This window comes from Legionella steelei, from assembly GCF_001468005.1.
GTDB lineage: Bacteria > Pseudomonadota > Gammaproteobacteria > Legionellales > Legionellaceae > Legionella > Legionella steelei.
This window is the reverse complement of record NZ_LNYY01000019.1, coordinates 450983-465647: the sequence shown is the minus strand read 5'-3', so window position 1 is coordinate 465647 and position 14665 is coordinate 450983. Positions and strand designations below refer to the sequence as shown.

The following is a 14665-nucleotide window of genomic DNA, read 5'->3' as shown; positions in this document are numbered from 1 at the left end:
ATTCAAATGCAGCCCAATTTATACTGCACCAAAATACTTTTTTAAAACACTTTAAAACCATGATCCTGATTCAAGCGTTTTTCGACATGAATTAAGTTGCATTGCATAAAATTGTGAACGCGCTTTCACTTTACGTGCAACTGGTATTAACCATGCCTTTTTCAAATAAGTTTTGCGTTGATAACCACCTATACCTTCATGATAAGCCAAATAAAGTGAATAAGCATCTGTTCTTGGGATTCTTGCTCTTTTATTCGCTTCATTTGCGTACCAACCAATAAAATCTACACCATCAGTAAAATCATTGCGTGAGGCAAACCATCCACCACAACTTTGTTTATAGTGGTTCCATGTGCCATGCAATGCTTGGGTATATCCATAAGCTGATGAAGGTCTTTTCCATGGAATAATACAAAAAAGTTTCTGCCGTGGTGGCCGTGCATGCGCATTAAATTTTGATTCTTGATGGATAATTGCCATTTGCACTGGAACAGGAACTCTCCATCGGCGCTCAACATCCTTGGCATCTTTATACCATTTGGGGTATTGTCTAAATATATTACAAAGATTATTTACATCCGCAGGAGGATGGCTAACACAAGCAGTAAGAAATAAAGCAAATAATAAAAAAAAGAGTATTCGTAACTTCTTAAAAAAGTGTACTAAAGCGTCCATGAGCAACCAAATATTAAAAAATATACATTTTACCAAATTTGATAATTACAATCTACGCTTGAATTATAGTCATGATGAACTCAAGATATGCTGTTATCCTAAAAAATCAGGGGCTGCTTACACCTCTACTATCTTGCCATCGTATGCGCACTTCATAGCACAGAACAGCAAACAATTTTGACTCAATCTAGCAAGCGCTAAACAATCCCTACTATTTCCTCGCTTACCCCCGTGCTAAGATATGAGCTCATTTATGATAACTAAGCTAAACCAATGACCATTCTTGTATTCGATATAGAAACAATCCCTGATATTGAAGCAGGCCGTACTTTATATGATTTACACGGTTTGTCTGATAAAGACACTGCAGAAGCAATGTTTGCATTGCGTCGAGCTAAAGTTGGCAATGATTTTTTGCCCCATTATTTACAAAAAATCTGTGCAATTTCCCTAGTTATGAGCCATGGCTCACAAATAAAGGTTTGGTCCTTAGGTGATGAATCCTCTGATGAAAAGGAATTAATAACACGTTTTTTTGCTGGAATTGATAAACATACCCCTACCCTGGTGAGCTGGAATGGCAGCGGGTTTGATTTACCTGTTTTGCACTATCGCTCTTTACTGCATGGCATCACAGCACCTACTTATTGGGAAACAGGAGAAAATCAACAAAATTTTCGTTGGAACAATTACCTAAGCAGGTTTCATTATCGACATCTTGATCTCATGGATGTGATTGCTGGATATCAAAACAAAGCATTTGCTCCATTGGATGAAATATCCAGTATGCTAGGCTTTCCTGGGAAAATGGGTATGAGTGGTTCTAAAGTATGGGAACAGTATTTATTAGGGCAAATAAAAAGTATTCGCGATTATTGTGAAACAGATGTGCTCAATACCTATTGTGTTTATTTGCGATTTGAGCTTATGCGTGGTGTACTTCAACATGATGAATATCTGCGTTTATTGGAGTTGCTAAAAACTTATTTAAGTACGGAGCACGAGAAAAAACACCTGCAAGAGTTCTTGAGACATATGGCATAAGGCAATTTGTAGCCCTTGCAGCATAAGTCGGGCCTTAGCCGAAACAATCAAGATTACTCTCCAAAACAATTCGTTGTTTTGTTAGGATTGTCGAGCCAAGACCCGACCTACGCTGCACCCTGACTACAACTAGCTCGTAAAAGGTCTATGACCGTCAAACGATGCCGCCAACTTATCTGCATCAATAAGAGCAAGTGCATCCCGATATTCTTCGCTTTCTAAGTGCTCTAAAGTTTTTGCATAACGCTCTGCACCTAATTTTATGTACTCTTCCTTACTCACCGATTTTGCTTCATTTGCCAATTGAGTCCATGACCAAAGTGTTATCCACCACTCAACAACCGGTTTATAAGCAGTAAACCATGCTAGTATCGAATTTGTAGGCTCTTTGCCGAAGTATGCTGTTAAATAAGCCAACTCTTGCTCTTTACTCAGTTTTCCCTCTATCGCAAAATAAACAAGGTCCCACATAAAATCATTATTACTTGAGTACTCCCAATCAATTTGATAGAACACCTCCTGTTTCTTTTTCCCTACAACCGCCATCATATAGTTTAACGGTGTAGAATCATTATGACATGGACTCACCTCCACCTGATAAGAGGCAAATAATTTCTTCAACGCAAGCATCTGCTCTGCTATAAAGCCTGTTTTCTCAGGAAAAACAAAACTTTTACCTTTTAGCCGATCCAATAACTGTTCATTGCGTTCGAAAACAGCCGTGTCATTGTCAAAGCGCTCTGATGTATGCAGTGTTTTTGCCATTTGTGCGAGAATTTTTAATATGTCGACTCGTTGTAACATTTCTTTATCTAAACTCTGCACGCCCTCTATAAATTGAGTCAATTGCAATCCATCAGGAGCAAAGTATTCGATGGGAACATTAAGTCCCAAAACCGATGCTTTATGGGCATTTTCTGCTTCATCCAAACGTGATACCGAAAATGATGAAACTTCCCCAGGAATTCGTAATACCCAGCGCTTGGGTTTACTACGTTCTATAAGATCTTGATTAACCCCAGGAACTTTTACAAGGGATTTAGACCTATCAGGCTCAATTTGCACTCTGTAAACAGTATTTGTCATTCCACCTGACATTAATTTTAATCTCAGCACATCCAATCCGACTTTTGCAAGCAATGGAATACGATGAATTGTTGGTAATAAGTTCGTATATTTCTGAGTTAATTCAGTCATCTCTTTCCATTTATGACTAACCAATGATGCATTGAACTGCGACTTAGGATCGAGTAGACTAAGAATGTAGAGCATTAAATGTTCATTAACTCTAGGATTGCCGCTTTTTTCACCAAAAAAATACCATTTCATAAGATTGTTTCGCAAAAATTGAACATCAACAGAGTATATAAAATTTAGTCTCTGCATTACAAGACAGTACATTTGAAGGAAAAATTAATCAATAAGGGCTTGCTATGACCGAACCCCTGATCCCTATAACCAAAAAACAGGCGTTGATATTTACCTGTTTTTTTGTCATGTATGAGTTTCTAACTTATATAGCCAATGACATGATCATGCCTGGGATGATCCATGTAGTTCGATCATTTAATGCACCTGAATCAGTAGTGGCTACATCTTTGAGTGTTTACATTCTTGGAGGCGCAAGTTTACAAATTTTCTTAGGCCCCATATCTGACAGTTATGGGCGCAGACCAATGATGCTTCTAGGCGCATTTCTATTTTTTATTTTTACTCTATTTATTGCTAGCTCTAATTCAATGAATCAGTTTTTGATCGCACGTTTTTTTCAAGGCATGGGATTATGTTTTATTGGCGTAATCGGCTATGCCACAATTCAGGAAATTTTTGAAGAAATGGATGCCATTCGTTTGATATCCATTATGGCAAACGTTGCAATTCTTGCTCCTTTATTAGGTCCTCTAGCTGGCGCTATAGTAATTCATTATACCTCGTGGCGTTATATCTTCGTGACCATTGCACTAGGTGCCCTCATTACCTTATGGGGCTTATGGAGATACATGCCAGAACCTATTGGTCAAACAAAGAGAAATGGAGAAGTAACACCAAAAACAAAATTTTCAGCAAATAAAGTATTGCGAAACTATAAAGATTTGTTTACTAATAAAGCATTTTGTTTTGGGACATTAGCCGCAGGCACCGTTGGCATCCCATGTATTGCTTGGATTGCCTTAGCTCCTATTATTTTGATTGTTGAGGCAAAACTCACAGTGATTCAATATGGTCTTTGGCAGCTCCCTGTGTTTGGGGCAACCATTTTGGGTAACTGGTTTTTACACAAATTAACATATAAGTACAAAATTAAACAAATCATCTACCTAGGCTGCATTATTATGGTTATGGGAGCAATTCTCACCTCCTTGCTGCCCTATCTCTATGGTAATGCCTACTATTATTTGCTCCCGGGAATGATCATTTACTTTTTTGCACTCAGTGTGATTAATGCTCCTTTAAATAGATATTGCCTTTTTGTAACCCCTGTGAGTAAAGGCACTGCATCTGCGTTGGTTAGCCTGTGCGTGATGGTTGTGGGTGCAATAGGAACAGAGATCGCTAATTTATTCTATAAAAATCACAGTAATCTACACTTTGGACTTTATTGTAACGTAATCCAATTAATATTCTTGATATGTATAGCTTTAACTTTTTTACCTCAAAAAAATACAATCGCAGAGGAAGACAAAGTAGATACGTCATCCTGAGTGTAGGAGGAATCACTAGCATGTGCCATGAGCATTAATGATAAAATATGATGCATAAAGCAAGATCTCTCGACGTAAATGCCTTAGGATGACGGAACGCTTACGTCATTTTGCTTGGATTTGAAGAATGATTGAGAGGTTCACCTCTTCAATTGAAAAGGTGAACTTTAAAACAGAATTAATCCTTTTGACGTGCCGGATGAGATTCTTTCAACAGGAAACTTGCAATCAGCAAACTGGCTAAAAAGCATATTGGCATTACCATCAAGGCAATCTGATAGCTTTGAATACTGTATACGTGCACCCCATTCACCAAATGCCATGAATTGGTATGTTGCAATATATAACCAACTAACGGCTGAAATATTGCCCCACCTATTAATACAGAAAGATTATTAAAACCAGAGGCGGTACCAACGAGCTCGGGTGGGTTATTTTCTTTAACCACTGCAAAGCTAACTGTTTGTCCACCGGCTCCTAAACCTAATACAAACAATGTAAAGGGTGCCCATCCATAAGTTAATCCTGGCCAGTACAATAGAACTAAGGTTGAACATAAGCCTAAAACCGCACTGATAATCAGAGCGACACGACGGCTCTTAATTTTATCACTAAGCCATCCCAATAAAGGACTACCCACCCCGATTCCAATCCAAATCATACTGCATAGTCCTGAAGCAGCGACCACGCTGATCTGGAATTTTTCCTGTAAATAAGGCACACCCCAAAGTGCCGCAAAAACTGCAATTGGTGTCCATATCGCAAAAGCATAACCGCCAATTATCCAGGTATAACCATGTTTGCATACAGCAACAAGTCGTTTCCATTCATCACGTAGGTAATGTTCTGGTGCTGTTTGATTTTGCTGATGCGGATAATCTCGAATATACATCCAGAAAAATGCAGCCAAAATAAAGCCGATAACTGCTAAAATAAAGCTTGCATTCCTCCAGCCAACACCTTGGATGAGGAAAGCCAAAGGCATTTCCCCAAACATAGCACCTACTGAGCTCATCAATTGAGCAACACCTGCTAAAATAGCGAAATAATGAGGAGGAAACCATCGTGATAAAAGAACTAATACTCCAATAAAAGAAAATGCGGAGCCAATTCCAATAAGGAATCTACCAATACACGCAGTAAACACACTATCCGTTGATGCAAAAAATGCAGAGCCTAGAGCACATAAGATAATTGCAAAAGTCATTAATTTACGGGGACCATAGCGATCGTACAATACTCCTGCGGGCAATTGAGTTGGTGCATAGGCATAAAAATAAAAAGCGGAGATAAACCCAAACCCTTCACCTGTAACCCCGAACGTTTTCATCATGGGCTCAGCCATAACACTAGGGGCCACTTGTAGAATAAATTCATATAAATAAAATGATGCTGCCAGGAAAAATATAAAATAAGCAGTCACGAGGCTCGTACCTACTTCTTGAGGTGTTTTTTTAATATAATTTGCGCTCAACTTAAGTTCACTCCGTTTGAAATTCCACATTTAAGCTTATACATATTTATTTTGTCAATATGATCTTAATACAGAACAGTGTGTTAGATTAATTTGACAAAGGAATTCTCTGCCTAACCTCTCGGAAAGGGGATTAGATCTTTGTCACTGGATAAATAGCACCCAAAATTGCGGGTTGTTGAGATCCAGTAATCGTACTTAAATCTACTGGAACTTGGTTTATCGTTTGTGCAGCCAGCCAGGCAAACATCATCGCTTCTAAATAATCAGGACTAATACCCACTTCAGCGATGCTTTTTACACTGATTTTGGTCAGTAATTCCCTAAGCATATGCAAAAGCGCGAGGTTATGGGTTCCTCCACCGCACAAGTATATTGTTTCAACCTGTTGTCGTTCGTTTAAGATGGTATTCGCAATAGTTTGGGCAGTAAATGCAAGCAGTGTTTTTTGTACATCTACCGCTTTATATTCTTCTTTTAGATAGTCTTCTAGCCATAATAAAGAGAAATATTCTTTTCCAATGCTTTTGGGCACTGCGGATGTAATAAACGAATCGGACAGTAATGCATCCAGAAGAGGAACAATAATCTTACCTTGCTGCGCCCATGCCCCACCAGCATCATAATCATCGCCCTGCTGTTTCATGATCCAGGCATCCATTAAGCAATTTCCAGGTCCTATATCCCAACCTCTAATTGGTTCATTTGCATTAATAAACGTAACATTACTAATACCACCAACATTCACTACAGCTATATGGTGATTTCCGTCATTAAATAACTTCCGATGATAAATTGGCGCAAAAGGAGCCCCTTGTCCGCCCAGAACTAGATCACGCGTCCTAAAGTCTGCAACAACCGTAATCCCTGTTAATGTTGAAATAGTATGAGCACATCCTAGCTGTAGCGTATATGGAATATCGCAACTTGTATTATGACACACTGTTTGACCATGACTGCCGATAGCAGAAATATCACTGGCTGATAATTTTGCTTTCTCCAATAATTCATTTACTGCATAAGCAAATTCTCTTCCAATTAATGTATTAAGTTGACACATAGAAGCCAAACTAACACCGTCCCCCTTAAGCAACCTATCCATACGTGCTTTCACTTCATCACTGTACTTATTAGTGATCCCATAAAGCAGTGTATTTTTTGACACATCAACCAGCGCAGCATCAATACCATCCATGCTTGTCCCAGACATTAAGCCTATGTACAAAGTCATTATTTTGATCCCCAATTGAAAACATTAAAGACAGATAACTGGCCGCGATGTAGCCAGGCTACATATCGATATACCTACAATTTAAAACAAGTATAAAAGTTATTCGTAGTAATTTCAGCTATTTCTTCATAGGATATGCCACGAAGTTCAGCTATGGCTTCTGCCACATGTTTTACTAGTGCGGGATGATTTTGTTTGCCACGATAAGGTACCGGCGCTAAATAAGGTGAGTCCGTTTCAATGAGTATTCGATCCAGAGGTATTTTCCGGGCTACATCTTGAAGTGCCGTTGCATTTTTAAAAGTAACAATTCCCGAAAATGAAATATAAAAATTCAAATCCATGGCCTGATGTGCAATCTCTAAACTTTCAGCAAAGCAATGCATTACACCACCAATTTGTTGTGCGTGCTCTTCTGCCATTAAGCGTATTGTATCCTCTGCTGCCTGACGTGTATGAATAATCAATGGTTTTGCAGACTTTAGCGCCGCTTTTATATGCTCTTTAAATCGACTACGTTGCACTTCTCGTGCCTCATCGGTATGGGTTCGATAATAATCCAATCCTGTTTCACCTATTGCAATACATGCTGGATTCTCTGCCAATTCACACAGTATTTTTGACGTAATTGGAACATCCATTTCTGTATTAGGATGAATACCTACCGAAATACTAATATTAGAGTATTCTAAAGCAAGTTTTTCTAATTGGGGGTAATCATTTAATTCGACACAAACGCATAAAAAATGCTGCACATCATTCGCTTTTGCTTGTGCCAAAACATTGGCCATGTCGTTATTAAAATCAGTCAGATCGAGAAAGTTTAAATGACAATGCGAATCAACTAACATAGATGGCCTCTTAAATTGTATCTGTAATTTGGGAGGATTTTAACATGCCAGCTAAATAGGTCTCTATTTTATTACATAAATAGCGGCTGTTTTCACCGATAAATTGTACTCCTATTCCTGGTACTTTATTTCCCTGTGCGCCATTAGGTGTAATCCAGATTACTTTACCATCGACAACATAGAATTCATCTTCATCCATTAATTTGATCAGTAGTTTAACATCCGAGTCAAATGGATAATTTGTTTTAGTGCGGACAAACAAGCCTCCTCCTTTGACAAAAGGCATATACGCGGCATAAAGAGCTGACTCAGTCAGAAATGAGCAATTGATTTGTTGTATTGTATCCATCATATATTTTCCTTAAACATTCTGGACTTCATAAAACCAAAGCATTCTACATGTCGCTTGATTATGAGAAAGCGCTCAGCCCCTAGATTCACTGCATATTGTTAACAATAAGTCTTCCAGTGCCAAAGTTTGATTTACACTCATATTATGGCTTAATTTTCGTCGCAATGTATTTATTTTATCAATTTGAGAAAAAATCATTATGGGATTTAATAAAGACATTAAACAATGCAACTGCGGTACAATTGAGTCAAGATCGGCCGGCTTATTGATTTGCATCATGTGTATTTGTGCATAAACTAAATACAGAAACCAAAGTAATGTCCCTAAATCAAACTGGCTCCATTGGCCAGCAATACTACTTGGATGCGCTTTTTGCTCTATTACCGCTATTAAACCATCTAAAATAAATTCTGACTGTTTTATAATCATTGCTTGTTCAGACTCTTCTGGATAGGACTCAGCCAATCGCAGATAATTAATCGCCGTCGTCTCGTTGTATGACACAAAACGTACTATTTGGCATCGGCTTAAGACTGTAGGCAATAAAGTACTTAGTTGCTGTGCCAAAAGCAAAAATATTGTCTGTGGTGGAGGTTCTTCCAAAATTTTTAATAATGAGTTAGCAGCAGAGGTATTCATTCGCTCAGCAGACTCAATAACAATCAAACGATATTTAGTGCGCTGGGGTGTTAAATAAGCATCATTTTGTAATTCTCGTATCTGATCAATCTTAATTGCACCGCCACTTTTTTCAGGCTTAACCCACGTCACATCTGGATGCTCGCCGCGTACAACCATTTGGCAATCAGCACAGGCAAAACAGGGTTTCGAATGAAGCCCATTGTCTTCATTTTTACAGAAAACCAGCTGAGTTAATTTATTTACCAAGGCCATAAAAGAAGAGTCAAACGAGCCAACAAATAACATAGATTGTGAAATACGATTATTGACCCATGCAGATTGTAGCTGATTCCATTGTGTTTGATATGTGTTTTCTTGCTCCGATGATGAACATCTAGATAGGTCATTCAAATGGCTCATCATTGATGCCCAATAAATTCGTTCATTGTACATTGAATTGCTTGTTGCACTTCATTTAAAGAGCCTCGTGCATCAATAGTTACTGCATTTGGATCCGCTTGAACATGATGTATGTAGCGTTCATGGACACGATGAAAAAAATCAATTGATTGTTGTTCAATCCTATCAAACTCTCCTCTGGACTTAACACGCAGCATTCCTTCTTCGGGACTAATATCCAAATATAAAGTCAAATTCGGTTTAAATCCCCTAAGCGCAAAAGAAGATAACTGATGGATAATCTCTTGGTCCAATCCTCGTCCTCCACCTTGATATGCCATAGTTGAAAGTTCGAAACGGTCTGCAATAACCCAAATTCCTTGATCTAAAGCAGGCTTAATAACCTCTTCAATAAGCTGAATTCTCGCGGTATAAAGCAATAATAATTCACTGCGGTCATCTAAAACTTCTCGATATTTAGGATTTTTAATCAGATCACGCAAAATCTCCCCTATTATTGTGCCACCTGGCTCTCGAGTGGTTAGGGTCTGGATTTGTCTTTTTTCGAGAAGTTCGGTCACTGTATTTATTGCAGTAGATTTACCAGCACCTTCTAATCCTTCAATAACAATTAACTTCCCAGCTAAAGATGACATTAGAGATCCTTGCGTTTATATTGATTAATTGCTTGTTTTTGTTGTTGATACGTTTCAGAAAATTGATGTGTACCATCTCCTTTCGCAACGAAATATAGGTAGTTGGAAAGTTGAGGATGGGCTGCAGCATCCAAAGCTTCTTTACCAACCATAGCAATAGGCGTTGGTGGCAAACCTCTATAATGATAGGAATTATAGGGTGAATCAATCAGCATATCATTATGAGATAGCTTTCCTTTATATGCAGAACCCAAGCCATAAATGACAGTAGGATCCATTTGCAACGGCATTTTTTTATTCAATCGATTAACCATTACACCAGAAATTAACTTACGTTCTTGTGGAATAGCTGTTTCTTTTTCAATAATTGAAGCAGCTGTAAGTAATTCATAGGGGGTTTTATAGGGTAAATTGGGCGCTCTATTAGTCCAACTCTGATTCAAATAGTCAATTAAATTACGATGGGCATGTTCTAATAAATTCGCGCCGCTACTTCCACCACGATATTGATAAGTATCAGCAAGCAATAATCCTTCAGCATTAGTATGATTGTCCTTAATTGAACTCCAATCCTCGGGACGATAATTTAAATATGCCGCTTTTGCCAAATCCTGAGAAATTTTTTGTTGGGTAGTACCAGCAATAATTGTAAAATTTTGAGTTAAGACATCTCCTGCCACAACTCGATGTACAAACTGCATTGCAGTTTCACCCGGCATGATTTGGTATACACCCGCTTTGAGTTGGGATGACAAACCAGAAGAACGAATCATAATGAGCAATGCGGAACTAGAATGGATTAGATTTTTTTCTTTCAGCGTTTTTACAAATTGTGATGCTGTAGCAGTTCGGTCAAGTGTGATAATCACTGGTGAGCCTTCTTTGGGAATAAGAGGCTTTGCTAACTGAATATAAGTACTAAAAAAGAAAAGAACAAAAGACATAAAAAACAGTATTAGTACATAAACTATCAGTTTTTTATGTCTTGGAAATGTCATTTAGATCCGCTTAAATAACAAGCTACCATTTGTTCCACCAAAACCAAGTGAATTGCTCAGAACATAATTAATAGCTCTTTTTTGAGGTGTATATGGTACATAATTCAAATCACATCCTTCATCAGGATTATCCAAATTAATAGTTGGAGGAGCAATTTGATCTCTGAGTGCTAAAACACTAAATATTGCCTCAACAGCACCAGCAGCACCTAATAAATGACCTGTCATTGATTTTGTAGAACTTACAGCCAAATCATAAGCATGTTGTTTAAACACACGTTTAATGGCTTTTGTTTCATTCAAATCATTAAGATAAGTAGAAGTACCATGCGCATTGATATAATCAACTTGCTCTGGGTCAATGCTTGCATCATGTATGGCCGCTTCCATCGCACGAGCAGCACCATCTGCATCATCATCAGGAGCAGTTATATGGAAAGCATCACCCGACATGCCAAAACCTACAAGTTCGGCATAAATTTTCGCGCCACGGGCTTTAGCGTGTTCATACTCTTCTAAAATAAGAATACCAGCACCCTCACCCATAACAAAACCATCTCTATCTTTATCAAAAGGTCTTGATGCCTTTTCAGGCTCATCGTTACGCTTAGATAAAGAACGCACAGCAGAAAATCCTGCTAAACATAGTGGGGTTAAGGTCATTTCAGCCCCACCACATACCATAACATCAGCATCACCATAAGCAATCATTCGCCCAGCAAGCCCAATATTATGCGTACCCGTAGTACACGCAGTAACAACGGAAATATTAGGCCCTTTGAGCTGATGTCTTATTGAAATCTGCCCAGCAACCATATTAATGATACCTGCTGGGATAAAAAATGGAGAAACCTTTCGAGGTCCACCTGCCACCAGCTTGTCTTGATTATTGGTAATTGTTTGGATGCCGCCGATACCTGCACCAACAGCTACACCTATACGATTTGATAGATTCGCATCAATCTTCAAACCTGAATCCAGCATTGCTTCATCTGCTGCCGCAACACCATACTGGGTAAACACATCCATTTTCCGAGCATCTTTAAGCGGGACATAGTTCTCAATATTAAAATTCTTAACCTTAGCCCAGATTCGAGTACTGTATTCATTGGCATCGAACTCATCTGCCAAAACAACACCACTTACACCAGCTAATATATTCTGCCAAGTTTCTTCTACATTAAGCCCAACAGGGGTAATCATCCCCATGCCAGTAATTACTACACGCCGCTTATTCAATGAAGGCTCCTCGTAAAACAACGCCCATCCATCTCCCGCATTCGCAGGAGAGGAAGAGACAAAAGCAAATGATTATGCTTCTTCTTTATTTAAATTAGATTCAATATAATCAATCGCTTCTTGAATCGTGGTGATTTTTTCAGCTTTTTCATCAGGAATTTCTGTTTCAAATTCTTCTTCGAGAGCCATAACCAATTCCACAGTATCTAAAGAATCTGCACCTAAATCATCAACAAATGATGCATCGTTCTTTAACTCTTCTTCTTTAACACCTAACTGCTCAACAACAATTTTGCGAACACGCTCTTCAACTGTACTCATAACTTGATTTTCCTCTTTCGGTTGATAGAAATTTAAAAAAATTCCAGATTATTTAACATACAACTTCCACTTAACTTTGATTGCTTAACAGTAGTTAGGTCACTCCATTCGCTTCAAATAGCTAACCGGATAAACATCCATTTAGCCATCATTTTCAACCCAATCAATCACTTAACTTAGAAGCAATTCAAACACCAAACAACCAAAGTTAAATGGAAGTGGTATAGTTTATTCATTTATACAGATAACGCAAGTGCATTTAATCCATATACATGCCGCCATTGACATGAATTGTTTCACCAGTGATATATTTAGCGCTTTCTGATGCTAAAAAAGCAACTGCTTCAGCTATATCACTAGGCTCTCCCAGCTTTCGCATAGGAATTCTTTTTAACATTTCGTCCTTTACCATATCAGGTAAAGCTGCAGTCATGTCGGTATCAATGAAACCAGGTGCAACAACATTAACGGTAATCCCCCGGCTTCCAACTTCTTGCGCCAAGGACTTACTAAAACCAACAATACCGGCTTTTGCTGCAGTATAGTTTACCTGACCTGAATTCCCACTTGAACCAACTACTGACCCAATAGAAATAATTCGTCCCCATCGTGCTCTAAACATGGGTTTTATACAAATTTTAGACATTTTGTATATTGAATTCAAATTTGTTTCAATAACTTTATACCATTCGTCATCATCCATGCGCAGCAGTAAATTATCTGATGTGATCCCTGCATTATTGACTAATATTGAAGGAGATTGATTCTCTTGAGTTAATTCGCCAATTACTTTTTCTATTTGCGCTGAATTAGTAACATCCAGAACAAGTCCCTTACCAGATAATTTTTCTTGCTCAAAATAAGCATTTATTGATTGAGCACCTTGCTCTGTAGTAGCTGTACCAAAAACAAAAGCACCTTGTTGCGCTAATTTAAGAGCTATAGCCTGACCTATTCCTCGGCTTGCCCCTGTTACTAAGGCAACTTTTCCTTCTAGACTTGTCATTTATTTTCCTCTATAGAAGATGTTTATTTCTTATAGACTGAGCACAGTTCAGATTGAATATACGCGTTATGCCCGCCCTACATCAAAGCGTCAATCAATACACTCAGACTATGCAAATTGCTCTTCAAGCTGTTCTAAACTAATAGTATCGTAAACACTAAGAGTATTTAAGCTTCTATCAATTCTTTTAACTAATCCGTTCAGTACTTTTCCTGGCCCACACTCTAGAACAAGCTCAACACCACTGTTTTTAAAGAGCTGAATCGTTTCGACCCAACGCACAGGGCTGTATAGCTGCTCTTTTAATTGTTTGCGAATATGTTGTGCCGAATTATAAATACTTAAATCTACGTTACTTACAACATCTGTTTTTGTAGTATTGAATTCAATTTTAGCGAGATACTCAGCAAAAGACTCCGCAGCCTCAGACAATAAAGGACAATGACAAGGAACACTTACCGGAATCACTTTAGCAAGTCGTGCACCAGCATCTTCAGCCAAGCCAATTATTCGAGTAACCGCCGGAGTATGCCCTGCTACAACAACTTGGCCAATCGCATTATAATTTGCTGGAGTGACTACCTCGTTTTCTTGGCTGGCTTGCTCGCATAAAGCTTTTACTTGCTCATCGGTTAAACCAACGATTGCCGCCATAGCACCCAAGCCTAGAGGGACAGCATTTTGCATTACTTGTCCTCTACGTGCTACCAAACATGCAGCATCAAACAATGATAATGCATCAGCACAAACCAGAGCAGCATATTCACCAAGACTATGGCCTGCCATAATCATAGGTTGAGCAACACCATGTTGCATCAATACTCTATACACAGCAACATCAGCCGTAAGCATTGCAACTTGTGTATGCTCCGTTTGATTTAGCTTATCTTCAGGCCCTTGTTGCACAAGCTTCCATAGATCGTAACCTACTGCTTCAGATGCTTCTGCAAACGCCTTAACAACAACAGGGTACTGCAACTCAAAATCAGCTAACATACCCACTGATTGTGAACCTTGCCCAGGAAATACAAATGCTGCTTTTACCATCTTAAAAATAGCTCCGAACTAAAAGTTTAATGCAAAAAAATGACTCATT

At 38.5% G+C, this 14665-nt stretch carries 15 protein-coding genes; 2 read left to right on the top strand and 13 right to left on the bottom strand.

What is annotated here, in order from left to right; all coding sequences use genetic code 11:
• Positions 1–51 precede the first annotated feature (51 nt).
• Positions 52–675, bottom strand: a complete 624-nt coding sequence (locus Lste_RS06265; protein ID WP_058510196.1) for a transglycosylase SLT domain-containing protein — start codon at positions 673–675, stop codon at positions 52–54.
• Between the two features lie 273 nt (positions 676–948).
• Between Lste_RS06265 and Lste_RS06260 the strand changes: the two genes are divergently transcribed.
• The gene (locus Lste_RS06260) at positions 949–1719 is read left to right on the top strand and encodes a 3'-5' exonuclease (protein ID WP_058510195.1); all 771 of its coding nucleotides are present in this window, start codon (positions 949–951) and stop codon (positions 1717–1719) included.
• A gap of 129 nt (positions 1720–1848) precedes the next feature.
• Here Lste_RS06260 and Lste_RS06255 read toward each other — a convergent pair whose 3' ends face one another.
• Positions 1849–3048 carry a phosphotransferase family protein gene (locus Lste_RS06255; protein ID WP_058511667.1) on the bottom strand — a complete coding sequence of 400 codons (1200 nt, stop codon included), beginning with the start codon at positions 3046–3048 and terminating at the stop codon, positions 1849–1851.
• A gap of 104 nt (positions 3049–3152) precedes the next feature.
• Between Lste_RS06255 and Lste_RS06250 the strand changes: the two genes are divergently transcribed.
• Positions 3153–4421 carry an MFS transporter gene (locus Lste_RS06250; RefSeq protein WP_058510194.1) on the top strand — a complete coding sequence of 423 codons (1269 nt, stop codon included), beginning with the start codon at positions 3153–3155 and terminating at the stop codon, positions 4419–4421.
• A 178-nt stretch (positions 4422–4599) separates the two neighbouring features.
• Here Lste_RS06250 and Lste_RS06245 read toward each other — a convergent pair whose 3' ends face one another.
• From Lste_RS06245 to fabD, 11 genes are all read right to left on the bottom strand, one after another.
• Positions 4600–5895 carry an MFS transporter gene (locus Lste_RS06245; protein ID WP_058511666.1) on the bottom strand — a complete coding sequence of 432 codons (1296 nt, stop codon included), beginning with the start codon at positions 5893–5895 and terminating at the stop codon, positions 4600–4602.
• Between the two features lie 133 nt (positions 5896–6028).
• A complete protein-coding gene (locus Lste_RS06240) occupies positions 6029–7126 on the bottom strand; it encodes an anhydro-N-acetylmuramic acid kinase (protein ID WP_058510193.1) in 1098 nt (365 codons plus the stop codon).
• A gap of 74 nt (positions 7127–7200) precedes the next feature.
• Positions 7201–7977 (bottom strand): TatD family hydrolase, encoded by a 777-nt coding sequence (locus Lste_RS06235; protein WP_058510192.1) that lies wholly within the window; start codon positions 7975–7977, stop codon positions 7201–7203.
• 10 nt (positions 7978–7987) lie between these two features.
• The gene (locus Lste_RS06230) at positions 7988–8329 is read right to left on the bottom strand and encodes a PilZ domain-containing protein (protein ID WP_058510191.1); all 342 of its coding nucleotides are present in this window, start codon (positions 8327–8329) and stop codon (positions 7988–7990) included.
• Positions 8330–8401: 72 nt separating this feature from the next.
• Positions 8402–9373: a DNA polymerase III subunit delta' gene (locus Lste_RS06225; protein WP_237760439.1), complete on the bottom strand. Its 972-nt coding sequence runs from the start codon at positions 9371–9373 to the stop codon at positions 8402–8404.
• Positions 9370–10005, bottom strand: coding sequence for a dTMP kinase (gene tmk, locus Lste_RS06220; protein ID WP_058510190.1), 636 nt, complete (start codon positions 10003–10005; stop codon positions 9370–9372). The genes Lste_RS06225 and tmk overlap by 4 nt, the downstream gene beginning before the upstream one ends.
• Positions 10005–11003, bottom strand: coding sequence for an endolytic transglycosylase MltG (mltG, locus tag Lste_RS06215; protein ID WP_058510189.1), 999 nt, complete (start codon positions 11001–11003; stop codon positions 10005–10007). Before mltG ends, tmk begins: the two co-directional genes overlap by 1 nt.
• Complete coding sequence (gene fabF / locus Lste_RS06210) at positions 11004–12242, bottom strand: beta-ketoacyl-ACP synthase II (protein WP_058510188.1); 1239 nt, start codon at positions 12240–12242, stop codon at positions 11004–11006. It lies immediately after the preceding gene.
• Positions 12243–12314: 72 nt separating this feature from the next.
• Entirely contained in the window at positions 12315–12563 is a 249-nt protein-coding gene (gene acpP, locus Lste_RS06205) for an acyl carrier protein (RefSeq protein ID WP_003631752.1), read from the bottom strand.
• A 259-nt stretch (positions 12564–12822) separates the two neighbouring features.
• Positions 12823–13569: a 3-oxoacyl-ACP reductase FabG gene (fabG, locus tag Lste_RS06200; RefSeq protein WP_058510187.1), complete on the bottom strand. Its 747-nt coding sequence runs from the start codon at positions 13567–13569 to the stop codon at positions 12823–12825.
• A gap of 108 nt (positions 13570–13677) precedes the next feature.
• Positions 13678–14616 carry an ACP S-malonyltransferase gene (gene fabD / locus Lste_RS06195; protein WP_058510186.1) on the bottom strand — a complete coding sequence of 313 codons (939 nt, stop codon included), beginning with the start codon at positions 14614–14616 and terminating at the stop codon, positions 13678–13680.
• Positions 14617–14665: the final 49 nt, after the last annotated feature.